Origin of the sequence: Klebsiella oxytoca (assembly GCF_009707385.1) — a bacterium.
GTDB classification, from domain to species: domain Bacteria; phylum Pseudomonadota; class Gammaproteobacteria; order Enterobacterales; family Enterobacteriaceae; genus Klebsiella; species Klebsiella oxytoca_C.
The window spans coordinates 3236778-3260837 of the sequence record NZ_CP046115.1 but is presented as its reverse complement, the minus strand read 5'-3'; the positions used below and the strand labels follow the sequence as shown (position 1 = coordinate 3260837).

Genomic DNA, 24060 nt, shown 5'->3' with positions numbered 1-24060 from the left:
AATAACGTTAAATTTTGAGTGCCTGGTCAACTAAAAAATTATAAATAATCTTAAAGAAGTCATAACGGTTCAAAAGCTGGCTGGATGTCGGTTAAACCCGTGGCGATTCACTAAGGCCCGGGATTACCCGGACCTTGTAGTAAAGTTACACCCGATTATGCGACCTTATCTTTCAGTTCAGCCTGCTGATTAAGCTCCTCAGGTGTTTTGAGGAAAGGTGTAAGCACGCCGCTAAGGATATACAAACCGGCATAGATGCTGAGCACCCCACCTGCGCCAAGTGATGAATAAAACAACGCCGTAATAGCGGGAGCGATGAAGGCTCCCAGGCCTGCACCAAGGTTCAGTACTGACATTGCGGCTCCTTTACTGTCCGGGGCAAGCATCGGAAATAACGCTGACAAAGGAACATAGCCCGCCATGGTCACGCCGCAAAGGCAAAGTACAAATGCCATCACATAGAAATTATGACCCAGCACCTGAGGGACCGCCCACACCAGAATGAGAACAGCGGCATAACCAAATCCCCCGACCCACATAATGGTTTTCCGCCAGCCAAATTTGTCCCCAAAGAACCCAAAGAACAGATTGGCAAAAATGGCTACCAGGAATACTGCAGACCACATATGCAGCCACTCTGTTTTACTGTAGCCATAGCTGATCAGGTACAGGGGCAGGAAGGTAGCCAGCCCGTACTGCGCGATACCGTTTACTGATTTCACGACCAGGCCCATCGCGATGACCGGCCGCTGCAGAATAGTGATCCCTTTCAGTAATTCACCCGCGCTGAATGGGTGTATTTCTGAAGCAGGAACAACATCACGGTTGACCCAGATCCCGAGAACAGACCCGACCAGGACAAACAGTAAGCCGACCCAGAGTACGTGGATCTCACCCAGTACCGGTAACGCCATCGAAGAGAAGAAAGGCCCAATTACACTCAGCCCTAATGAGAACGTAAACCAGAACCAGCCAACTGCAGTCGCCCTGCGCGCAACCGGCGTGCTGTAGTTAATCCATATCAGGAATGAGTAAGCAAACAGAGGATATCCAATCCCACGTAAAGCGTAGAAAGGAAGCATCCACACCATTTCCATGTGTTTAAGGCCAACACTGATAAAACCGATACTGCCAATGATAAAGGTTACCAGACCGTAAAACATGACTTTACGCGGGCCAAGCGTCTGAACCAGAACGCCAGTAACCCAGGCTGCCAGCGTAACAGTGACACCATACGCGGTAATCAGGTAGGATGCCTGTGCAACAGACAGACCCTTCTCAACAAGCCAGATTGAGATCCACGCCTGCTCAACACCATCGCCGATCATAAAGATGGTCAGGCCAATATATCCCCATAATAAATTTCTGGGTAAACCTATCTTTTCAAACATATTTCCCCCAGTGTCAGACACTGACTGGTCGATGATACGAGGTAAGATTATGATTTTTTTTAATTATTCGGCGATCATTTTCAGTAACATACCCTGTACTTTCAAGGCATCCTGGCTTTGAATCATTTGTTCAATTTCAGGAATACTGAGACGGTCAATAAAGTCAGACAATGCTTTGTACATACGTATATTCTGAGCGCACTCAGCGACCGGATCTTCGCGGCTCGGGAAGGTATCGAAGTAAATCAGACCGCTAAAACCAACGCGCTTTGCGTAGTAGATATATTCCAGGGTCTGTAAAAGATGTACGGAGCCCAGCATCAGGCCATCATCGAAATGACCGTAGCCGTCATTAAGATGGAAACCGATGAGGCGGTTTTTACGAGCTGACTGGAACAGGGAGAAGGCCGGGTTTTCCTTCTTCATGATCATATGGCAGAAATCGAGAGTGATACCCAGATTGTCACTGCCAACATCATCAATCAACATCAAGGTTGAGGAAACATCCCCAATAAAGGAGAAAGTACGCGGCTCATAAGGTTTGTATTCAAAGCTGAACTGCATATCCCCATGTGCCTGGGTCACGATGCGTAAGGCATCAACGAGCAGCTCATACGCGCGGAAGTAATCTTGCTGGAACGGGTAATCATAGCCGTCATATCCAAACCATAAGGTGACGGTATTGCCCTCGAGAAATTTACACATCTCAGCGGCTTCCAGCGTCGTCTCAATGGCTTTACTGCGCAACGCAGGATTCGGGTTGGTAAACTCGCCATCAATAAAGTCTTTATTGTAGCGCAGCGCAATACCACCTACCTGAAGACCATTATCAGCAATACATTTTTTAATCAGTTCTTTATCCTGGCCAATAAAATGCTCAGGATAGTTTAGTTCGATATGTGTTAATCCTTCCACACTACCCATACGGGTAATGAGATCACACGTATCCATTTTGTTTTTCGCATCGAATAGTTCAGGTCTTGAACGGAAAGAATTAATTCGGGAGGAAAATTTCATTGCAGTCACCTTGTTTTGTATTCCAGGTGTTTTTATAAGATTGAATTTCATCTCAGTAAATAGAAGCGGGAAAATATTACTGCAAATAAATAAAATTATACCGCTCAGACATAAAAAATCCATTTCCAGTAAAATCATTTAAAATCAACACATTAAAATTTAATTTTACTGACTGTAAAATTTCATACCAATTAACCAGATGAATATTTTACTGAAAGTAAAATACATTAGTAAAGTATTTTATAGGATGTGACCCAGATAACATTTCATATCATTTTGTCGTGCTAATTTCGTTTTCACATTTACAGGAGGGGTTATGCACAGCAGGCTGAAGGGTAATGAAGTATTTTTACTTGCGAGAACGCTGGCTCCTGAACTAGGTAAAAAAGAGAGAGCTATCGCCCGCTTTATAGATGATAACCCTCAGTCCCTGGCACGTATGTCAATCACAGAAATTGCTAATTATTTGAAGGTTAGCGTATCGAGCATAACCAAAGTCTCCAAAAAACTGGGATTTACCGGGTTTCATGATTTGAAGTTAAGCGTCTCTAATAACATGAACGCCGTTGAAAACACTGTTGACATTCCGGTTATTCCCGATTCGGAAAAGTATGTTGAAAGTGTTCTTGAAAGTACTTTTCTTAATTCTGTTCTTGCCCTGCAAGAATCGTTAAATGTCATTGATTGTGCCGTCATCAAATCGGTTGCATATCTATTCATTAATAAGCCTGAAGAAGCCAGAATATTTATTGCTGGCTGTGGCGGTTCAAGTGCAATCTGTGATGATTTCAATCATAAGCTACTAAAAATTGGTATCTTCTCATCAGTATTTAGTGATAGTCATAAACAGCTGATGACTGCATCGCTGATGCGGCAAGGTGATATTCTTCTGGCCGTGTCCCACTCCGGACAAACGTCGGATATTATCCAGATGGTAAATATGGCAAATGAGAGCGGCGCAGAAACGATTTGTTTAACTAATTATCCGAACAGTCCGCTTAGCCTTATTGCCCGACATTCAATTATTTCGGCAGTAAAAAATAACCCGATCACGGGCGAGAATGCTACCACCCGAATAGTACATCTGAATATTCTTGACGCTATTTTTACCATTATTGCCAGTAAAACCAGTGACAAAAGTAAAAATAGCTTACTCAGCACCAGAAATGCGGTAGCGTCCAAGCGTACCGCCAGTTAAAGGTTGAAAAGATGAAAAGTGATGTAGTCGTTATTGGTAGTCTGAACTATGACATTCTAGTCCAGCAGGATCGGCTTCCGGAACTGGGCGAAACATTTACTGGCAATGAGTTAATGCTCATGCCAGGTGGGAAGGGGGCTAATCAGGCGGTGCAGTGTTCTAGACTTGGACTGAACGTCAGCATGGTTGGGTGTGTCGGAAATGACATTTATGGTAGCGAGCTGATCAACTCTTTACGTGAGAATAATGTATCGGTAGAGAATGTAAACAAGCGGGGTACCACCACAGGTATCGGTATCGTCCAGATCCTTGAATCAGGTGACTACTGCAGCACCATTATCAAAGGCGCTAATTACCTTATCAGTGAAGATGACATCACTGAGTCACTCTTCGAAGGACAGCCACTGGTTATTCTTCAGTCAGAAATTCCGGCCCCCGTTGTTGAGTATATTATCGGCGTTGCCAGCACCCACCATTGCCGCATTATCCTTAATAACGCCCCGGCACGGGATGTCTCCGCCCACGCCCTGAGTCTGGTGGACTACCTGGTTGTTAATGAGACAGAAGCCGCCTTCATGAGCGGTGCCGATGTATCTTCGATTGATGACGCTCATTCTTGTGCAACCGGACTGCATAAACGAGTGAAGGGACAGGTAATCATTACCCTCGGTGAAAAAGGGGCGGTATTGTCCCAGGAACATGGCACTCGACATTTCCCGGCTGTATTCTGTCCGGATGTTGTTGATACCACCGGTGCCGGCGATTCATTTATTGGAGGTATTGCCTACTGCATTGTTAATGGTTTTTCGCTGACGGACGCGATCCCCTTTGCTGCTGAAATTAGCTCTTGTTCAATACAGAAATATGGCGGGCAAAACTCTTTTCCCATGCTACCGGACGTTTCTCATGCCCTTAAAAACTCCAGCTTGTTAGATTAAGTAAAATCTATCCACCGTTATCAATAAAGGGCAATGAAATTGCTCGCCTGATAAAGATTTTTCGAATCAAGAAGCCATGACCACAGAGATATTTTATCCTTGTGGTCTTTTTCATATTAGCGCTCCCTCAGATTGCCTACTCAAAGCGGACACTTTATTTGTAGGAGAGCAGAGTTACCTCTGGCAAGCTTGCTGTATGTATTGCGGGCATCTGTTTAAACTGGACGATGTCCGCTCATCGCTCACAGCGGACCTTCACCTCAGTGACCTAGTCCGCTTCGTGCCAAAAGCGGAAGTTGGAGATTATCTGCATACCGAAAAATGGCTACCTAAACCGTGGCGATTCAAAGGACATGAATTATGAGAGATATTTCGACATGAGCCATGGAACGTGATTCCATGTAACAAAGCAACATGTGAACTGGCTTACATTTTCAACCGCGCTCGCCATTTATAGTGAGCGCCAGTGTTAGGGGGCGTATTCAATCATCATGGCATCCATTAAAGACGTAGCGAAAAGAGCTGGGGTCTCGACGGCGACCGTGTCGCGAGTGCTTAACAATCATCCCAGCGTCGTGCCGGAAACGCGGCAGGCGGTGCGTGATGCAATGGATTATCTTTGCTATGTTCCCAGCAAAAGTTCGTTTCAGCTTAGCGGGAAATGTTCAGGGCTGATTGGTGTGGTTTTGCCTAATCTGGTGAATCCTCACTTCTGTGAACTGCTGGCGACGGTGGAAGAAGAGGCCCGGTATATCGGCAAATCGGTGATCGTTAAAACGCATCAGAATCAGCCGCAGCAGGATAAACATATTATTCAGACCTTAGTGGGGATGGGCATTGACAGTTTGCTATGGGTGCCGACAGAAGCAGAAGCCGAACTTTCAGAATGGTTAAGCATTACCCGGATCCCGGTCGCCGTCGTCACCCAGGTATCCCGGTTCTTTAATTCCGTATCGATTAATCAGGACCGGGGCGCAGAAAGTATTGCGGAACATTTTATTCATACAGGCCATCTTTCATTTGGCTTTGTGGCCCAGGAAGGGGTGGATAGCCGTAAGGTTTCGTCGTACAGCAAAAAAATAGCGAGTCACGGTTTAAAGCTTGCTAAAGATAATTCGTTCTGGATAGCCAAAGGCGAGGGTGAAAAGATATCAGGCCATATTAGTATTCTTGATGATGTTATCGAGAAACTCAGCGAGCCGACGCGAACCTGTACATGCCTCTTAGTGTATAATGATATTGCGGCAAACTATATTATCGATGGACTAAAAGAAAAAGGCATCTCCGCTCCTGAAGATATTGCGATTGCCAGCTTTGATAATACCCTACTGGCGCAAACAAAAAAAATCACCAGCGTTGCACAGCCGGTAAATGAAATTGCTCACCTCGCGTTTCAGATGGTGAAACATCAACAGCAGCCGGACAGTATTGAAATGCACGAAATTGTCTCTCGGTTAATTATTCGTGAGAGCAGCGTAAAAATTAATATTACTTCCCTGTAAGGGATTTATGTTTAGAAATGGCGCGAAATTTGGCGCCATGGGCTCCTTTTAACAAAAAATAGGTGTATTTATGTCTGCTACCGCAATGGAAAAGCCAAGCGCTTATGAAAAGCTGGGGCTGAGGGAGAAGATCGGCTACGGCATGGGTGACGCCGGTTCAGGAATGATATGGAGCGTACTGGCGCTCTATCTGACGTGGTTCTATACCGATGTCTATGGCCTCAATGCCGGAGTGGTGGGCACATTATTCCTTGTGATTCGCATCTTCGACGCGTTTAGCGATCCGCTGATGGGGGCAATCTGCGACCGCACCGTGTCGCGCTGGGGAAAATTCCGTCCATGGCTATTATGGATGGCATTTCCGTTTGGTCTGGGGGCGGTACTGATGTTCACGACCCCAGAGCTCAGCATGAACGGCAAGATTATTTATGCCTGGGTTACCTATCTGGTTATGTCGCTGATTTATACCGCGATTAATATTCCCTATTGCTCGGTCGGCGGCGTCATTACCCTCAATCAGAAAGAGCGTATGGGCTGTTTGTCATGGCGCTTTTTCCTGAATGGCCTGGCAACATTAATTATCTCCTCCTCTATTCTGCCGTTAACGGACTGGCTGGGTAATGGCGACCGCGCCTCCGGTTTCCAGCTGACCATGGTCATTATGGGTGGTGCGGCAACGCTGATGTTCCTGTTCTGCTTTTCCAGCATTAAAGAGCGGGTGGTATCGGTTAAGCAAAACGAGTCGTTGAAAAAAGACCTGCGGGACATTATCAAAAACGATCAGTGGCTCTTAATGATCTCTATTACTTTCCTGAACGTTTTTCCGGCATTTATCCGCGGTGGCGTCACTATTTATTATGCGACTTATGTCATGAAGGCGTCTGTCGGATTTATTACCTTCTTTATGGCGCTGGGCGTGGCCTGTAATATGCTGGGCAGCGTGCTTGCCAAACCGCTTACCGATCGCTTTGATAAGCTGGCGCTATTCCGCATTATTAACATTATTCTCGGTATCCTGTCATTTGCGCTGTGGTTTATCGATCCGCAATCACTGACCCCGCTGATGGCGCTATTTATCGTCATTAACATTCTGCATTTAATTCAGTCTGGCCCCATCCTGTGGGCGATGATGTCCGACGTCGATGACTACGGTGACTGGAAATTTGGTAAACGCCTGACCGGCATCTCCTTTGCGGGAAACCTGTTTATGCTCAAAATGGGGCTGGCGGTCGCTGGCGCAATCGTCGCCTGGATTCTGGCATTTACCGGCTATGTCGCGAATGAGCCGCAGCAGAATTCTCAGACTATTCAAGGAATTATCATGATGTTCTCACTGTTGCCGATGGTGAGTTATTTCATCAGCGCGTATCTGGTGCGCTACTTCAAGCTGAATAACGCGTTCCTTGAGAAAATCAAAACGGATCTTGCAAAACGTGAGCTGGAAAAAGGTCGCGGTCAACCACAGGAGGTTCAGGATGTCCCTGTCATTTAATATAAAACAAGGTCAGCGCATTGATTTGTGGCTGAAAGCGTCCAAACCGGCGGCGCAACCCCTGTTTTCTATTCGCGTGAACGGTCAGGTTATATTTAAGATTCAGGAGGCGTCGGGCTATTTCCAGTATTTTACCTGGACCTCGTTTCAGGACGGCGTTGCCACCCTGGAGTGGCAGTCGGAATATAGCGAGATATCGCTTTGTTACACCTGGCATCCGGATTCACTGCGCGCGAGCGGCGTCACCTTTATCGCGACAGCCGGGCAGGATTTGCGCCTGATGAGCGGTCAGGATATTGCTGACGAGTATCTGCAGGAGCCGCTGCGTCCGGCATTGCATTTCTCGCCGCGTACCGGCTGGATGAACGACCCTAACGGGCTGCACTACAAGAACGGCGAATGGCATCTGTTTTATCAGTATCATCCGCACTCCAGCCAATGGGGCCCAATGCACTGGAATCATGCGGTGAGCCGCGATCTGTATCACTGGCGGCATTATCCGGTTTTCCTGCAGCCAGAGCAGAATCTTTCCGCGTTAGGCGCGACGGGCGGTGCGTTTTCCGGCAGCGCGTATATTGATAAACAAGGAAAAACCCGCTTCTGGTATACCGAACGACTCCCGGCTTACGATCTGTATCGCGGATACCGGGAAGTGCAGAAAATGGCCGTTGCGCACGACGACTACGATAAGCCGGAATGGGTAAAAACCGTCTTAACCGACCTGCCTGCGGGCGTGGACTGCGATTTCCGCGATCCAAAAGTCTGGTACGAAGAGGCCGATGCCACCTTTTATATGATCCTCGGCGCGTCGGTAAATGGCGATCCGGCGATGCTGCTATTTCACTCGGCGGATAGTGAACGCTGGACGTTCCATCATGTGCTGTATGTCGCTCCCGGCTATTTTCGCGAAAACGGCGGTCGCTGCGTCGAATGCCCGGATTTCTTCTGCCTGGATGGCGTATGGGTATTAATTATCGGCGTCGTTGGCTACACGGAGCCGACAACCGGGCGACATAATTTGCTTTTTGCCCAGACCGGTACTTTCCGGAACGGCTATTTCACGCCGTCCGAGCAGCCGCTGCAGACTTTAGATTTCGGTACGGATTTCTACGCCCTGCAAACCTGGGGTGAGGACGACCGAAGAATCGGCTTTGCCTGGTTATATAACTGGGCGACGCAGAAACCGGTGGACTCCGCTTACTCGGGGGAAATGTCGCTCCCGCGTCGCTTTCATCTCAATGCGCAGCAGCGGCTATGCATGATGCCGGAGCTGCCGCCGGAATCATTGGTCGTCAGCCGCCATGCGCTGGATGACGGTGATATCTGGGTTAATGAGAAAGGCTGTAAAGCCGGCATTGTAACCTTTATGCCTGCCGGTGGTTTCCGTTTGACGTTAACGGGCGATAGCGGCCAGCAAATCATCCTCGAACAGGACGGTAAAAATCTGACGCTATATGAAAAAGGCCGGGACGATGGGCGTTACCGCGCGCCGGTGGCCGGCGTCAGCGACGTCACGCTGTGTTTTGATGCCGGGATTGTTGAGGTCTTCGCAAATCAGGGCAGCGTATGCGGTACGCGACGCTATTACTCATGCAGTCAGCTCACCCGGATCCAGCTCTCCGGCGCGCCGGCACAGCTTACGCAATATCGCTCGACGTATTCGCAGGAATAAGCAAAGTCAAATTTAAGCGTTGATGTTCGATTTCTTATTATCATTAGAGGCGGTTTTTCATGGTACGTAAAAATTATTATGATGTTACGCAGTGGCACGTCGGCAACCCGTATGAGGATATTGGCGAAGTCATTAACAGTATTCTCGCCGATATTAAATCGCGACAAACTGAAACCGATATTAACGACGGGGGTAAACCGGGCGCCGCGATTTATATTCCGCCCGGTGATTATCATCTGAAGACGCAGGTCTTAATTGATATCAGTTATTTAAAAATTATGGGCTCCGGGCATGGTTTTGTCTCCTCGAGCATTCGCTTTAATACGCCGGCGGACGAGTGGGCGAATTTGCACGATATATGGCCGGGCGGGAGCCGTATCCTGGTCGATCTCTGCCCGCAGCCCGGCGATGAAGAACATGCTGGCGCTGCATTTTACGTGAAACGCAGCGGGGCGCCGCGTATCAGTTCGGTGGCGTTCGAAAACTTCTGTATTGATGGTTTGCACTTTGTTGATGATGGGCTGGGAAACAACGACCCGGAAAATACCTATACGAACGGCAAAACCGGCATTTATATCGCCAGCGCGCAGGACGCTTTCCGCATTACCGGGATGGGATTTATCTATCTGGAGCATGGCCTCACCACGTACAATAGCGATGCAATGGCGATCCATAATAACTTTATCGCCGAATGCGGTAACTGTATCGAGCTGCGTGGCGCCGGGCAGGCTTCAAAAATAACCGATAACCTGATTGGCGCGGGCTATAAAGGCTATTCTATTTACGCGCAAAACTTCGGGGGGTTATTGATTTCTACCAACAATATTTTTCCCCGTGGTGCGAGCAGCGTGCACTTATCGGGCGTGGTCCGCTCTAGCATCACCAGCAATCGATTCCATTCATTTTATCCGGGAATGCTCGTTCTCGAGAACAACTGCGCGGAGAATCTGATCTCGGCAAACCATTTCTTGCGCGATCGTGAACCCTGGCCGCCGATGCAGGCCTATGACAACGGCCTGGATGACGCCTATGGCTTGCTGCATATAAACGGCAGTAATAATTCGGTTATTGCCAATCATATTTCCGAAACGATTGATGTCCAGTATCTCAAGCCGCTGGGAATAAAACCGGTCATCATCCGCCTTGTTTCCGGCAAAGGGAATTATATTGTGAATAACCATATCGTGGCGACCACGGAGACGTCAGCGGCGCAGGCGCAGCCCTCTGAAGAGGATGCCTGCTTTGCGGCGCAGGTCAGCGCTTTGCTGACGACGGCCAGGTTAAAAGAACTCGATGCGGTCGCCGTACAGGTAGAAAAAGAATCCGCGCAAAACACGATACTTGATAGCGGCAGTGACGCACAGGTGGTCATAGACCGAGCGCGTAATGCCTTCAGGGCGACACCGGTTGCTGGAAATTAATATTCACTCTGTTTGTTAATCCGTATAGCGAATGACGTTATTTAAGGAGGCAGATTACACGTTATTTCATTCATTCTTCTGCTAAATAAAAATCAAAATATAAAAGGTGAATATTTTTATTCACCTTATCCCACCTTTTACCTCTGGGAAAATAAAAATGAATAAAACAACATTATCAATAGCGCTAGGCTTGTGTTTAATGACGGGATCGGCGGTCGGAAAAAATAATCAACTGACGCTGGAACAACGAATGGAACAGCTTGAAGCGCGGCTAGCCGCCGCGGAAAGCCGGGCGACGGTAGCGGAAGGCCAGGTGCGGGATTTGCAGGCGAAGCAGAATGCCGCGATTCAGGCGGCGCAAACTCGTGTGCCGGTAAACAGCGCGGCAGCAACCGCGGAGAGTAAAAAGAATCTTAGCGTCCCGGAGCTGAAATTATCCGGCTATGGCGATCTGAAAATCTACGGCGACGTGGAGTTCAACATGGACGCGGAAAGCAAACACGGTCTGCTGGCGATGACCAACGCCGATGTCGGCAGCGATCCCACCTACGATAAGTGGGATTTAAACGGCCGTATCCTGCTCGGCTTCGACGGTATCCGCAAAACGGATAACGGCTATTTTGCCGGTTTCTCTGTCCAGCCGCTGGCGGATATGACCGGCTCGATGAACCTCGACGACGCGGTTTTCTTCTTTGGTCAGGAGAACGACTGGAAGGTGAAAGTGGGGCGCTTTGAAGCGTACGATATGTTCCCGCTGAACCAGGACACCTTCGTCGAGCACTCCGGTAATACCGCCAACGACCTCTACAGCGACGGCCATGGCTATATCTATATGATGAAAGAGGGGCGCGGCCGCTCTGACGCAGGCGGCAACTTTCTGCTGAGCAAGCAGCTTGATAACTGGTATTTTGAGCTCAACACCCTGCTGGAAGACGGTACGTCGCTGTACGACAACGATGGCTACCATGGTCGAGATATGGAGCAGAAAAAGAACGTCGCCTATTTGCGTCCGGTGGTGTCATGGGCGAAAGACGAATTTTCCGTTGCCGCGGCCATGGAAGCGAACGTGGTGCAGAACGCCTACGGCTATAAAGATGCCCAGGGCAACTTTATCGATCAGTCGGGGCGCACCGGCTATGGCCTGACCATGACCTGGAACGGCCTGAAGCGCGACCCGGAGGACGGGGTGGTGGTGAATCTGAACACCGCTTATATGGACGCCAGCAACGAACAGGATTTGACCGCCGGGGTGAACGCGCTGTGGCGGCGCTTCGAGCTGGGATATATCTACGCGCATAACAAAATCAGCGATTATGCCGGGGTGATTTGCGATAACGATTGCTGGATTAAGGATGAAGGCACCTACAATATTCATACCTTCCACGCGTCGTATCAAATTCCGAACGTGATGAATATGCAGAACTTTAATATCTATCTCGGCGCCTATTACTCCATTCTGGATAGCGACAATAAGCTGAGCCAGAGCGATGACGACGATCGCTACGGCGCGCGCGTGCGTTTTAAGTACTTCTTCTAAGCACGCGTTAAACTGGCCTGGATGAGGTGCAGACGAATTCCTGGACCTTCAGGAGTTAATTTATGCATTCATACGAGGACCGACTCCGGGCCGTCGAACTCTATTACTGGTACGGAAACAAAGCTTCCGTTGTTGTCATGGAGTTAGGATATCTGTCCACAAAACAGTTGAGCCGTTGGGTTCGGATTTATGAAAAGAAGGGCGATTTACCCAAGGGATTAAAGCCAAGAGAACGCTATTCTCGTGCACAGAAAATTGCAGTTGTTGAGCATTAATTAGGTGCAATGAGTCCGGTGAAGTGCCGACAGCATCTTGGAATCACAACATAACAGTCCAGGAAAACATCCGCAGCCCCGAGACGGACATCTCCATTTAGCCACTACATCGCATGTCAAAGCTCACTAGGATTGTCTAATCACTGGCTCGTTAGAAATGTCCTGATGTTGAAAAGTCCGCTTAGTGCCAATGGCAGACGTTGTTAAGCTCATGCAGTATGGATTCACGAAGAACATACGTTATTTTTTGTCCTGATTGACTCGGAATGAAAGCTCCTGATGGCTCTCTTTTCACTCGCTGTAGCGATCTGCAAGATAACCGGTTTCTCCCTTAAGCAGCACTGTGATTTTAAACAGCGCCTCGGCTACATCGACGGAACTAAATGTTTCTCGACTATTCTCTAAGGCAACTTGCGGCATTTACAAAAAAGAGCCGGGTTTTACCCGGCTCTTTTTAGCTGATTTCAAAATCTTTTAATTCCCCACCTTCAGCAATCAGATTTGAGATCCGCTTCGGCATTCGCCCCTGACCTGACCATGTTTTTGACTCTCCAGTTTCGTTAGTATATCGATACTTCGCGGGGCGGGGGGAGCGCGTCCTTTTAGCCTTACCTGGAGAGCCAATAGCAGCTAAAAGTTCGGAGGGGTCGATACCCTCATCAAGCATCATCTGACGAAGTGTTTCCAGTTTATCGCGGCGCTGACTTTCATTTGCAAGACGTAATGTCTCTTCTTCTCGTCGTTCTATAAGAATAATTTTAAACTTTTCCAGAACATCTTCCAGTACATCTAATGACATTTCACGAGTCTGAGAACGTAAGGTACGGATATTGTTTAACTGTGTTAGAGCATCTGACATAAAGAGACCTTTTAAAGTTTTTTCGTTGTTCAGCAAATACCAATGTCGACGGTTGCTCATCGACCCGATTTTTCTTACTGAGCATTTTAATGCGATTGGGACATATTGTTATTAACGAGGTTTAGACTACTTATATAAATCTCTTGTCGCAAGAAAAAATTAAGAAGAATGTGTAAGAACTAAATTACAACTCCTACGAAATGTCCATGCGTTTTTGAAGGTACTTAAAACTATGATGCCAGGAGTCATCCGGAGAGCCTTTTTATATCCTCATAACTTATTGCTTCAGTCACACCTGATGAGATTTAAAATGAGGAGAGACAGCGCCGCCACTTAGCAAGGTTTTTCACAAATGGCAAGATGGCACGCAGGGGAGAGACACCTGCATTTTGTCAGAAGGTAGCGAATTACTCTCTCTTTATAGAGGTGTTTCTAAAAAAGTGTAATGTAAAAAAAAAGCCTGCTGTTAGCAGGCCATAAATTTTTTCAACTCATTTTTGTTCGATTCTGATAAATAGGGTAAGCATGCAATTAAACGTGGAGCAGAGAGCATGACAAAAATGCTATAAATATTTCCTGGCCGCATCAAGTATCTCCTGTGACGTTAACTCCCTGTCAGTAGCCACGTAAACAATACCATGATCGCCAGTTAAGGAAGGAAAACCTGCAGACATAATCCGAAGATGTGTTTCTTCACCGTTTGGATATTCCTGCCTGATAGAGGATATACCTTCCAGAACGGTCATGACTTTACAGGATTCAGCATTAAAGAAAACAAGGACTTTAATCATATTCTATTACCCTGTTCTCTCGTGGATATTAACTGGCAGATGCCATTAAGGTCAAAGCCATTACGCACTTCTTATTTAACATGTGGTTAGTTTGTGCTTTTAGACTTTTTATGCAGTAGTACTGCACTTCATCACATCGGTTAGCATACTCATAATTTTGAAAAATATGCTGATCAGATATTATGAATAAACGACTTTCATCTGATTTAAGTTATGGATCTGTCTACTCAGGAATAATCCTTTATAGTTATCGCAGACCCACAATGATTTATTTATCGCAAAGTGTTACGTTTGCAGCAGCAGGACCCTTGTCTCCGCGGTGAATGGCGAATTCAACTTTCTGACCTTCAAATAAAGTTTTAAAGTTGTCGCCATCAAGTGCAGACAAATGGACAAAGATATCTTTGCTGCCATCAAGAGGAGAGATGAAGCCAAAACCTTTGTCTTCGTTAAACCATTTAACCAGGCCCATAATTCTAGAGGTCATACTGACTCCGTTATACATGATTGTATTGATAGTAAACGTATAGGATTAAACATATGGACTCAAAAGAGGGGATATCAACGATAGCGCCTGGTAATGAGAACTGCCCGGAAAATTTCTAACTTTCATTAGTACATCGAACTGATGGGATTCATTAAGGCACAGGGAATCGATATAAGCAAATTATCTTTTAGCCGTCCAGAGGTCCTGCAGGGAAAATAAAAGTGGCTGAATGCCATTTTCAATGTATAGTCTTTACGTGTTTTCAATAAGGAATTGACTTGTCCCATAAAATGACAGGAATTGTCAAAAGCTTTGATATTCTTAGTGGTAAAGGCCTCATCATCCCATCTGATGGACGAAAAGACGTTCTGCTTCACATTTCAGCCGTTAACTCTCGCGAATCAGAATTACTCATCCCTGGAAGCCGCATAGAGTTTTGCCGGATAAACGGTCTCAGGGGGCCTGTGGCTGCGAACATTTATCTTTCCTGATTTTCAGTGTGTCAAAATAGATAGATTAAAACTTAACCACATGTGGTACGGTGAAGCTCATTCATTGAAAGGTTAATGGTTATGTCTGTTATCAATTACGCAATGAAATTCTTCAGTAGTGCGTCTACTGCCACTGCTGCCTGTCCTGTTTGTGGCTTAAAATCAGTACAACCGTTGTCAAAAATCCGGCTCAACCAGACCATGCTTTGCCCCGGATGTAAGGCTCTGTTTATCTCCCGACGCTAGCTCGACCAAAACCGCAGAACAGAGCTCATGTCCTATACTTATGTTAGATTCCGGCAGCTGTTAAATCCCTGATGCCTGACGCCCATCCTGAGAGAACGTTTCTGAACTGATTTCGCAACTGCTCCTGCGCGCTAACGTCGCATCAGAGCAATGCTATGAAAATGATCCCCAGAGCGTGGTTTAACCGCTCCCGTATTCTGATGAATGCTGCCGAAAACATAACGTTTTCGGCGAACAATCCTGCCGGTGAAAGCTCGCCGCGGTCAGAACTCTTTTCGACCGTCCAGATGGAACGCTACGGCCAGAAGCTGGCGCGGACTCATAAAGTATCACCGGATAGGCATCCTTATTATCTTCTGAAACGGCTTGGCGACAATGAGGCCGTCATTACCCAAAACTGCTATGAGCTTAACGCGGGTAAAAAGACCAGTATCATGCCCGCCGGTGAATGGCTGCTGGACAATTATTATCTGATTGAGGAACAAATCCGCACTGTCCGCCAGCATCTGCCGAAAAGCTTTGGCAAAGGTCTTCCGTCGCTTGTATCGCCGTTGAATTGCCCACGAATTTATCATATTGCATCAGAGGCCATTGCTCACGGCGATGGCCGCTGGGATGCCGCCAGCCTGACCAGCTATCTCACTGCCTATCAACAGGTGACGCCGCTGACGCTGGGTGAAGTCTGGGCGTTACCGGGAATGCTGCGCCTTGCGCTGATTGAAAATCTTCGTCGTATCAGTATGGAAGTGATAAAAGCGCAGCAGGACAGAAACCTTGCTGATACGTGGATAACAAGGATTGTCGAATGCGCAGAGAGTGCGCCTGGTGATTTAATCATGGTGGTTGCCGATATGGCGCGCTCCCGACCTCCGTTAACCAGTGCGTTTGTCGCAGAGCTGGTTCGGCGCCTGCAGGGGCATGGCAACGCGCTGTCGTTACCTCTGACCTGGGTTGATCAGTGCCTTCGGGAACAGGGGATCACCACTGACGTTCTCATACATAGTTTCAATCAGCAGCTTGCCGCCAGCCAGCTGTCCGTCAGTAACAGCATCGCGGGCCTGCGTTTATTGAGTGAAACGGACTGGGCTGATTTCGCCGAAACGATAAGCGTTGTCGAACAGGCATTACGCAATGATCCTGCCGGCATCTATCCCCGGATGCACTTCAATACCCGGGATCATTACCGGCACGTAGTTGAGGTTCTGGCCAGGGACAGCGGTCTCAGCGAGCCTGAGGTTGCTGAGAAGGTGCTGGCGCTTTCAGAGGAAAAAGCGCCCGATACACCGGAACATCATGTTGGTTATTATCTTGCGGGCGAAGGTCGACAGGCGCTGGATATTCATCTCCTGGCAGACGCCTCAAGGCTCATACGCTTGCGGCACAGTTTCAACAGAATAACCCTGCTGTCATGGCTTGGAAGCCTGGCGTTGCTGACAACCGCAGCGACCGCAGCAATATTGCACGAAACCGCCATGCAGGGCGCAGACTGGCTATTGATCGCGGTGATATTACCTCTGATTATCGCATTAACTCAGTTAATGAGCGATTTGCTCAGTGATGCAACCACCCGTTTTCGCGTTCCTCGACCCTTACCGGGGATGGATTTTTCAGCCGGTATTCCCGCTGACAGTGCCACCATGTTAGTCATTCCCTGCATGTTGACCAGCCACGAAAGTTTCAGCCAGCTCCTCACCAGTCTTGAAGTCTGCTGGTTGGGGAATGAAAACGAAAATCTCAGGTTCGCGCTGCTCACTGATTTTGCTGATTCTGAAAATGAACCCTCGCCGGAAAGTCACGCGCTGCTCAGACAGGCTATCGCCGATACGCAGGCGCTTAATCGCCGCTACCCCTCCGGCCGACCACGTTTTTATCTGTTACATCGCCAGCCTGAATGGAACCCCTCGGAAGGAGCGTGGATGGGCTATGAACGCAAGCGGGGAAAACTGGCGTTACTGAACAGCTGGTTGCGCCATCCCGGAACGCAATTCGTCAGCGTTGCAGAGATGCCTGCCCACCTTTTACCGGGTCACATAAAATACGTCATTACCCTGGACAGCGATACGGTGCTCCCGCGCGATACGGCACACAAACTCGTCGCGACGATGGCGCATCCGCTGAATACGCCTGAGTATGATCCGGTACGCCAGAGGGTTGTCAAAGGATTCGGTATTTTACAGCCCGGTCTTGCGGAGGAGATACCACGCAACGGTCAGGGGCGTTACGCAGCCCTGCGCAGCAGCGTACCGGGCAATAACCCTTATTCGATGATGTCTTCGGATATTTATCAGGATCTCTTTGGGGAAGGCTCGTTTGTGGGCAAAGGGATTTACGATGTTGATATTTTTATGCAGGCCACTACCAACATCTGCCCGGAAAATCTGGTACTCAGCCACGATCTGCTTGAAGGATGCTATGCACGTTCGGGTCTGCTGAGCGAGGTGTTACTGTACGAACAGTACCCTAATAATTATCTGTCGGATGTTGCACGACGTTCACGCTGGATCCGGGGTGACTGGCAACTGCTTAACTGGCTAAAACCACGCGTCAGAAAAGCCGATGGAACCCGGGTCAGGAATCCGCTGACCGCGCTTTCTTACTGGAAATTACTCGATAATCTACGTCGCAGTCTGGTCGCCCCCTCCTTACTGATATTGCTGTTCTTCGCTCTGCTTTGGGTACCCAACCCGGTTTACTGGCTGGGCATACTGTTGCTGATATGGCTGTTGCCAGCCATCCTCTGCATCAGCCACGACCTTCTGCATAAACCTCTGCGTCGCCGCGTGAAGCCGCATCTGTTAATGGTGGGGGCGGGCGCGCTAAAGCGTCTGTCAGGTATCAGCCTTAATTTTGCGATACTGCCGCACGAAGCCGGATATTCGCTGAAAGCGATCGCCGTGACGCTATGGCGACTGGGGATAAGCAGGCGTCACCTCAGCCAGTGGGTCAGCCACAGCCAGGACAGCAGTCAGGCCAGACCCACTGTTGCACGTTTTTATCAGGCGATGTGGCTGAACGTTGCCGGTGGCGTGGCGCTGACAATACTGACCGGACAATTTGCCCCACAGCTGCTGGGGATTGCGTTACCGATCGGTTTGGTATGGTGTGTGGCACCGCTGCTGATGAGCTGGCTGAGTCGCCAGCCCGTGCGTAAGGTTTTTTCGCCTAATCAGGAACAAAAACAGCTGTTACGCCAGACAAGCCGTGAAATCTGGGCTTTTTTTGAAACATTTGCCACAGCAAAAGAGAACTGGCTTCCGCCTGATAATTATCAGGAAATACCACAACCGACGGTGGCACACCGAACTTCTCCTACCAATATTGGTCTTTCACTTATGGCTAACCTGACGGCATGGGACTTTGGCTACCTGCCTGGCGGAGAGGTGCTCCGGCGCGTGTCGCTCACGCTCGACACGATGGATAAAATGGAGCACTACCGGGGCCATCTCTACAACTGGTATGACACCCGTACGCTGGCCCCCCTAAGTCCACGCTATATCTCCAGCGTCGACAGCGGCAATATGGCCGGGCATTTATTGACCCTGCGTGCAGGCCTGTCTGCCATGCGTCATCAGCCTGTTTTAAGCAACCAACAGATACTTGCAGGACTGAACGATACGCTGGATATTCTGGAAAAACAGTGGGGTAAGAACCCACCTGACAGCCTGAGACTGCTGCGCAAGAATTGCCTGAACGCGGTGTCGCTCTCTCCGCAGGCGCTTTTCAGCGAACTGAAAAGCATGCGCACCCAGTGCAACCATCTGACCAGCGCATGTCATCAGGGATCTCCTCTTCAGATGCGCTGGGCTGGACATCTGGAGCATCAACTGGTTCAGCTTTGCCATGAGTGGTCTCTGTTGCTTGGCTGGTTGCCTGCATCCTGGAATGAACAGACGCTGCCGACGCTGAGCGAGCTTGCCCGTCCGACATTAACCGGTACAGGAACGCCTCCGGCGTCAGTGGCGGAGCAGGCCCGAATGCGACTCAATATTATCACCGAGCTGGAACAGCGGCTGGATGAGCATGCCCGGATGGATTTCGCCTTTCTGTACAGTGAAGCAACCAGTCTGCTCAGCGTCGGTTATAACTGTGACACCAATATGCCTGACAAAAGCCACTACGATCTCCTGCCGTCTGAAATCCGCCTGACCAGTTTTCTTGCCATTGCGACTAATCAGCTGCCTCTTAAAAGCTGGTACGCGCTGGGTCGATTGTTTACCACGATTGATAATGAAACTGCCCTGATGTCATGGAGCGGATCCATGTTTGAATATCTGATGCCGAATCTGGTGATGCCCACCTGGCCCGGCAGCCTGCTCGATGAAATGAGTCAGTCGGCGGTTATGCGCCAGATTCATTGGGGGAAAGAACGCGGGGTACCATGGGGTGTTTCAGAGTCTGGCTATCATGCTTTTGATGTTCAGCATAATTATCAGTATCAGGCATTTGGCGTACCGGGGCTCGGTCTACGCAGGGGACTTGCCGATGACATGGTTGTTGCTCCTTACGCCACGCTGCTGGCGCTGATGGTTTCCCCACAGAGAGCCTGTGAGAACCTGTTCAGGCTGCAAAAAAATGGTGCACGCGGAGAATACGGTTTTTATGAAGCGCTGGACTATACCCCCTCACGTCTTGCAACCGGTCAGCTCTATGCGGTGGTACAGTCCTGGATGGCGCATCACCAGGGTATGGCATTTCAGGCGCTGGCTCATGTGCTGCTTGACGCCCCCATGACTGAACGCTTTATGTCCAGCACGGTATTCCGGTCAGCGAGTCTGCTGTTACAGGAGCGCGTGCCGGATGCGGTCGATCTGTACAGTCCGCGCCGTCATTTTGAATCTCATGAGGGCATGGTCAAACCCGTTCGCTATGAACCCCGTATTTTCTATAGCGTGGATACCCCCTCCCCGGATATTCAACTCCTGTCCAACGGCCATTATCATCTGATGTTGACCGCGGGCGGCGGTGGTTACAGTCGCTGGAATGATATTGCACTAACGCGCTGGCGCAGTGATACCACCCGTGATAACTGGGGAGCATTCTGCTACATCCGCGATACCCAGACGGGAGATGTGTGGAGCAATACTTGGCAACCAACAGGCTACACCAGCGGACAAGACGAGGAAGTGTTGTTCACCGATGCGGGGGCAGAATTCAGACGCAGCTTAGGGGGACTCAGCGTCAAAACTCAGGTGGTGATCTCTCCGGAGGATGATGTTGAATTGCGACGGCTCACACTGATTCATCGTGGTCGTAAGCCTCGCTCTCTGGAGCTGACAACCTATGCTGAAGTGGTACTGGCACCTGATGCCAGCGATCTGGCACACCCGGCATTCAGCAATTTGTTTATTCAGACTGAGCTGGCTCCTGAGCGTGACGCTATTCTTTGCCACCGGCGCCCGCGCTCACCGGATGAACCGGGCCCTTGCCTGTTTCACATGATGGTGGTGCACGGCGATAACCGACATAACGTGTCGTTTGAAACGGACAGGGCAAGGTTTATTGGACGTGGCAGAAACCCTGCGAATGCACAGGCAATAGAGACGGGAGGGATGCTAGGCAACACGTCGGGCTCGGTGCTGGATCCGATACTGGCAATTCGCAACGCCATCATTCTGCAGCCAGGGCAGCCGGTTACGATTGATATCATTTATGGCATCAGCGAGACCCGTCAGCAGAGCCTGGCGTTGCTGGAGAAATATCGCGATTACCCTATTGCCGATCGCGTCTTTGAACTGGCCTGGTCTCACAGTCTGGTGGTATTGCGCCAGATGAACGCCAGTGAAGATGATGCCACGTTGTTCAATAGTCTCGCCAGCGCTGTGCTTTACCCTGTCCAGGAGCTGCGCGCCGAAGGCCAGGCGATAGGCCGCAACCGGCGTGGCCAGTCCGGACTGTGGGGCTGGGCAATTTCAGGGGATCTGCCGATAGTGCTGCTGAGTATAACCAGCGAGGAAAGTATCACCTCAGTGACCACACTGATTCAGGCACACCGTTACTGGAGACAGAAAGGGCTGGATGTTGATTTGGTTATCCTGAATAACAGCCCCGGCGGCTACCAGCAGGGATTACAAAATCAGATTATGGAGTTAATTTATGCCGGGTCTGAAGCCAGTCTGCTGGATAAAAAGGGCGGGCTTTTTGTCCGGAACGGTGAGCATCTCTCCGCTGAGGATAAGTTGCTTTTGATGAGCGTGGCCTGTCTTTATCTTGATGACCGCGCAGGGGGTATTAATGAGCAGCTTAACCAGCGTATTCATACCCTGAAATCGCCGGCAAGGGCATTCATTCCGCGTGCTGTGCGCGAGCGTAATCAACATACGGACTGGAGCCCTGATACCAGTCAGTTATGCCATTTCAATGGGTACGGTGGATTTTCTCAGGATGGGCGGGAGTATCAGATCGTCCTTCGGGAAAATGCGCTTACACCGGCTCCCTGGTCGAACATACTGGCAAATTCTCGTTTTGGCAGTGTGATCTCAGAGGCAGGGCAGGCCTATACCTGGTATGAGAATGCCCATGAATACCGGTTGACGCCGTGGGAGAACGATCCGGTGAGCGATCGCAGCGGCGAGGCATTTTACCTGCGCGATGAAGAGAGCGGGGAGTGCTGGTCGCCGACGGCTTTACCTGTTCGCGGACACGGTGACTACCTGACCCGCCATGGTTTTGGCTACAGCGTATTTGCCCATCGTGAGAGTGGTATAGACAGCGAGTTGACGGTCCTGGTTGCTGAAGAAGATCCGGTTAAACTGGTGCTCCTGACGCTCAGTAACTCCTCGGGACGGACACGTCAACTTTCCGTCACAGGCTATGTAGAGTGGACGCTCGGAGAAACACGAACGCGCTCAGCCCCTCACATTGTGACACATGTGGCCAGAACGCCCGGTGGCTGCGGGGTGCTTGCGAATAACTTTTATGGTGATAATGGTGGCGGCCGAACTGCATTTTTTGCCGTCAGCGGTAATGACTGTTCTCTGACAGGGGATCGCCGGGAGTTTATTGGCCGTAATGGTTCCCTTCACGCCCCTTCGGCCATGAAACTGCAAAAGCTTTCTGGTAAGACGGGGGCCGGTCTGGATCCCTGCGGAGCGGTGCAATCGGCGGTTACATTAATTGACGGGGACCAGAGGACGTTTATTTTTATCCTCGGCGCAGAGGAGAATGATGTTTGTGCTCAGGAGACGCTGGCCCGCTACATGAACGAGGATACGGTCCGCCAGGAGCTGAACCGGATTCATAATCACTGGCACAATGTTCTCGATAAAATCGTAGTTAACACCCCCGACACGTCCGTAAATTTACTGGTTAATGGTTGGCTGCTTTATCAGACGGTCGCCTGCCGTCTTATGGCCCGGAGTGGCTACTATCAGTCTGGCGGTGCATTTGGTTTTCGCGATCAGCTGCAGGATACGCTGGCTCTGAGCCACGCTGCTCCGGACCGGATGCGTGAACAGATAATACTCTGTGCATCACGGCAGTTTATCGAGGGGGATGTGCAGCACTGGTGGCACCCGCCACACGGCAACGGTGTGCGTACCCGCTGTTCCGATGACTATCTTTGGCTGCCGCTTGCTGTTTGCCACTATGTTGAAACGACGGGGGATATGGATGCACTGGAAATACGCATTCCTTATCTGGAAGGACGCTCGCTTCAGCTTGGTGAAGAGTCTGTCTATGACACGCCGGTCATCAGCGGCACCGAAGAGACACTCTGGTTACACTGCGTCAAAGCTATTCACTATGGACTTCGCTTCGGGGAGCATGGCCTGCCGCTGATGGGGGCTGGTGACTGGAATGACGGGATGAACCGGGTGGGTATCGAAGGCAAAGGTGAAAGCGTCTGGCTGGGCTTCTTCCTGTACGACATTTTGCAGCGGTTTGCAGCGCTGGCGGAGCACAGGCTGGATGAAAGCGTCGCCGCGATGTGCCGTTCACAGGCTCTGCGCCTGCAAAGTAATCTCGAAGCCCACGCCTGGGATGGGGAATGGTACCGGCGCGGGTATTTTGACGATGGTACTCCCCTGGGATCGAAAACCTCACAGGACTGCCGGATTGATGCGATTGCACAGAGCTGGTCTGTATTGTCCGGCGCCGCGAGCCCGGGACGGTGCGCAAAGGCCATGCAGGCGCTGGATAAGCACCTTGTGGATAACGAAGGAGGGCTGATCAAACTGTTAACGCCTCCTTTCGACGGACACGGTCCAAATCCGGGCTACATACAGGGGTACCTGCCCGGCGTGCGGGAAAACGGAGGGCAGTATACGCATGGCGCCATCTGGGCAGTGATGGCCTTTGCCCGAATGGGGAATGCCGAACGAGCCTGGCAACTCTGGTCAATGCTCAGCCCTATAAATCATACCCTGAATGCGGACTCTGTCGGGATTTATAAAGCTGAGCCTTATGTCATGAGTGCTGATGTCTACAGTGTCGCTCCCCATACCGGACGTGCAGGGTGGAGCTGGTATACCGGTTCCGCAGCCTGGGCCTGGCGTTTACTTACCGAGGGATTACTGGGGATAAAACGTTCCGGCACTGACTTTAGTGTTCATGCCAGGTTACCGGATGAGTGGTCCTCTTTTTCTATGGCATATCAATATGGTGAAAGCCATTATCAGATTAGTGTTTCACGCGGCGATGCAGAATATTGCGTGACGCTGGATGGTGTTCTCCTCCCTGATGACAGAATACCGCTGAAGGATGATGGACAAAACCATACGGTTGAGATCATTCAGAACTGACACTG

15 protein-coding genes and 2 pseudogenes are annotated in these 24060 nt (G+C 49.7%); 11 read left to right on the top strand and 6 right to left on the bottom strand.

The features are described from left to right. Window positions 1-155: 155 nt before the first annotated feature. Window positions 156-1391 (bottom strand): MFS transporter, encoded by a 1236-nt coding sequence (locus tag GJ746_RS15190; RefSeq protein ID WP_154680945.1) that lies wholly within the window; start codon window positions 1389-1391, stop codon window positions 156-158. Window positions 1392-1454: 63 nt separating this feature from the next. Continuing rightward, a complete protein-coding gene (locus tag GJ746_RS15185) occupies window positions 1455-2408 on the bottom strand; it encodes a sugar phosphate isomerase/epimerase family protein (RefSeq protein WP_154682736.1) in 954 nt (317 codons plus the stop codon). Between the two features lie 316 nt (window positions 2409-2724). Between GJ746_RS15185 and GJ746_RS15180 the strand changes: the two genes are divergently transcribed. The 8 genes and pseudogenes from GJ746_RS15180 to GJ746_RS15145 form a co-directional block, all read left to right on the top strand. Beyond that, a complete protein-coding gene (locus GJ746_RS15180) occupies window positions 2725-3606 on the top strand; it encodes an SIS domain-containing protein (RefSeq protein WP_004215898.1) in 882 nt (293 codons plus the stop codon). Window positions 3607-3617: 11 nt separating this feature from the next. Next, window positions 3618-4544 carry a ribokinase gene (locus tag GJ746_RS15175; protein WP_004180190.1) on the top strand — a complete coding sequence of 309 codons (927 nt, stop codon included), beginning with the start codon at window positions 3618-3620 and terminating at the stop codon, window positions 4542-4544. Window positions 4545-5035: 491 nt separating this feature from the next. After that, window positions 5036-6046, top strand: coding sequence for a LacI family DNA-binding transcriptional regulator (locus tag GJ746_RS15170; protein ID WP_154680944.1), 1011 nt, complete (start codon window positions 5036-5038; stop codon window positions 6044-6046). 70 nt (window positions 6047-6116) lie between these two features. Beyond that, the gene (locus tag GJ746_RS15165) at window positions 6117-7538 is read left to right on the top strand and encodes a glycoside-pentoside-hexuronide (GPH):cation symporter (RefSeq protein ID WP_023291511.1); all 1422 of its coding nucleotides are present in this window, start codon (window positions 6117-6119) and stop codon (window positions 7536-7538) included. Further along, a complete protein-coding gene (locus GJ746_RS15160; protein WP_154680943.1) occupies window positions 7522-9210 on the top strand; it encodes a glycoside hydrolase family 32 protein in 1689 nt (562 codons plus the stop codon). Before GJ746_RS15165 ends, GJ746_RS15160 begins: the two co-directional genes overlap by 17 nt. 59 nt (window positions 9211-9269) lie before the next feature. Continuing rightward, a complete protein-coding gene (locus tag GJ746_RS15155) occupies window positions 9270-10631 on the top strand; it encodes a NosD domain-containing protein (RefSeq protein ID WP_023291513.1) in 1362 nt (453 codons plus the stop codon). Window positions 10632-10788: 157 nt separating this feature from the next. Next, window positions 10789-12168, top strand: coding sequence for a carbohydrate porin (locus GJ746_RS15150; RefSeq protein ID WP_032429039.1), 1380 nt, complete (start codon window positions 10789-10791; stop codon window positions 12166-12168). 62 nt (window positions 12169-12230) lie between these two features. Continuing rightward, a pseudogene (locus GJ746_RS15145) lies at window positions 12231-12440 on the top strand (IS3 family transposase); the annotation flags it as partial. A gap of 294 nt (window positions 12441-12734) precedes the next feature. Here GJ746_RS15145 and GJ746_RS15140 read toward each other — a convergent pair. The 4 genes and pseudogenes from GJ746_RS15140 to GJ746_RS15125 form a co-directional block, all read right to left on the bottom strand. Then, window positions 12735-12845, bottom strand: a pseudogene (locus GJ746_RS15140) (arsenical resistance protein ArsH); the annotation flags it as partial. Between the two features lie 52 nt (window positions 12846-12897). After that, window positions 12898-13302: an H-NS family nucleoid-associated regulatory protein gene (locus GJ746_RS15135; protein WP_023303013.1), complete on the bottom strand. Its 405-nt coding sequence runs from the start codon at window positions 13300-13302 to the stop codon at window positions 12898-12900. A gap of 563 nt (window positions 13303-13865) precedes the next feature. Next, window positions 13866-14093: a hypothetical protein gene (locus GJ746_RS15130; RefSeq protein ID WP_010434226.1), complete on the bottom strand. Its 228-nt coding sequence runs from the start codon at window positions 14091-14093 to the stop codon at window positions 13866-13868. Window positions 14094-14361: 268 nt separating this feature from the next. Then, entirely contained in the window at window positions 14362-14580 is a 219-nt protein-coding gene (locus GJ746_RS15125; RefSeq protein WP_000203924.1) for a cold shock domain-containing protein, read from the bottom strand. A 278-nt stretch (window positions 14581-14858) separates the two neighbouring features. Here GJ746_RS15125 and cspF point away from each other — a divergent pair, with 278 nt between their 5' ends. From cspF to GJ746_RS15115, 3 genes are all read left to right on the top strand, one after another. Next, window positions 14859-15071 (top strand): cold shock-like protein CspF, encoded by a 213-nt coding sequence (gene cspF, locus GJ746_RS15120; protein ID WP_001446195.1) that lies wholly within the window; start codon window positions 14859-14861, stop codon window positions 15069-15071. Between the two features lie 75 nt (window positions 15072-15146). Then, entirely contained in the window at window positions 15147-15317 is a 171-nt protein-coding gene (locus GJ746_RS25430) for a YnfU family zinc-binding protein (RefSeq protein WP_305955329.1), read from the top strand. A gap of 155 nt (window positions 15318-15472) precedes the next feature. Next, window positions 15473-24055, top strand: coding sequence for a GH36-type glycosyl hydrolase domain-containing protein (locus GJ746_RS15115; RefSeq protein WP_154680942.1), 8583 nt, complete (start codon window positions 15473-15475; stop codon window positions 24053-24055). Window positions 24056-24060: the final 5 nt, after the last annotated feature.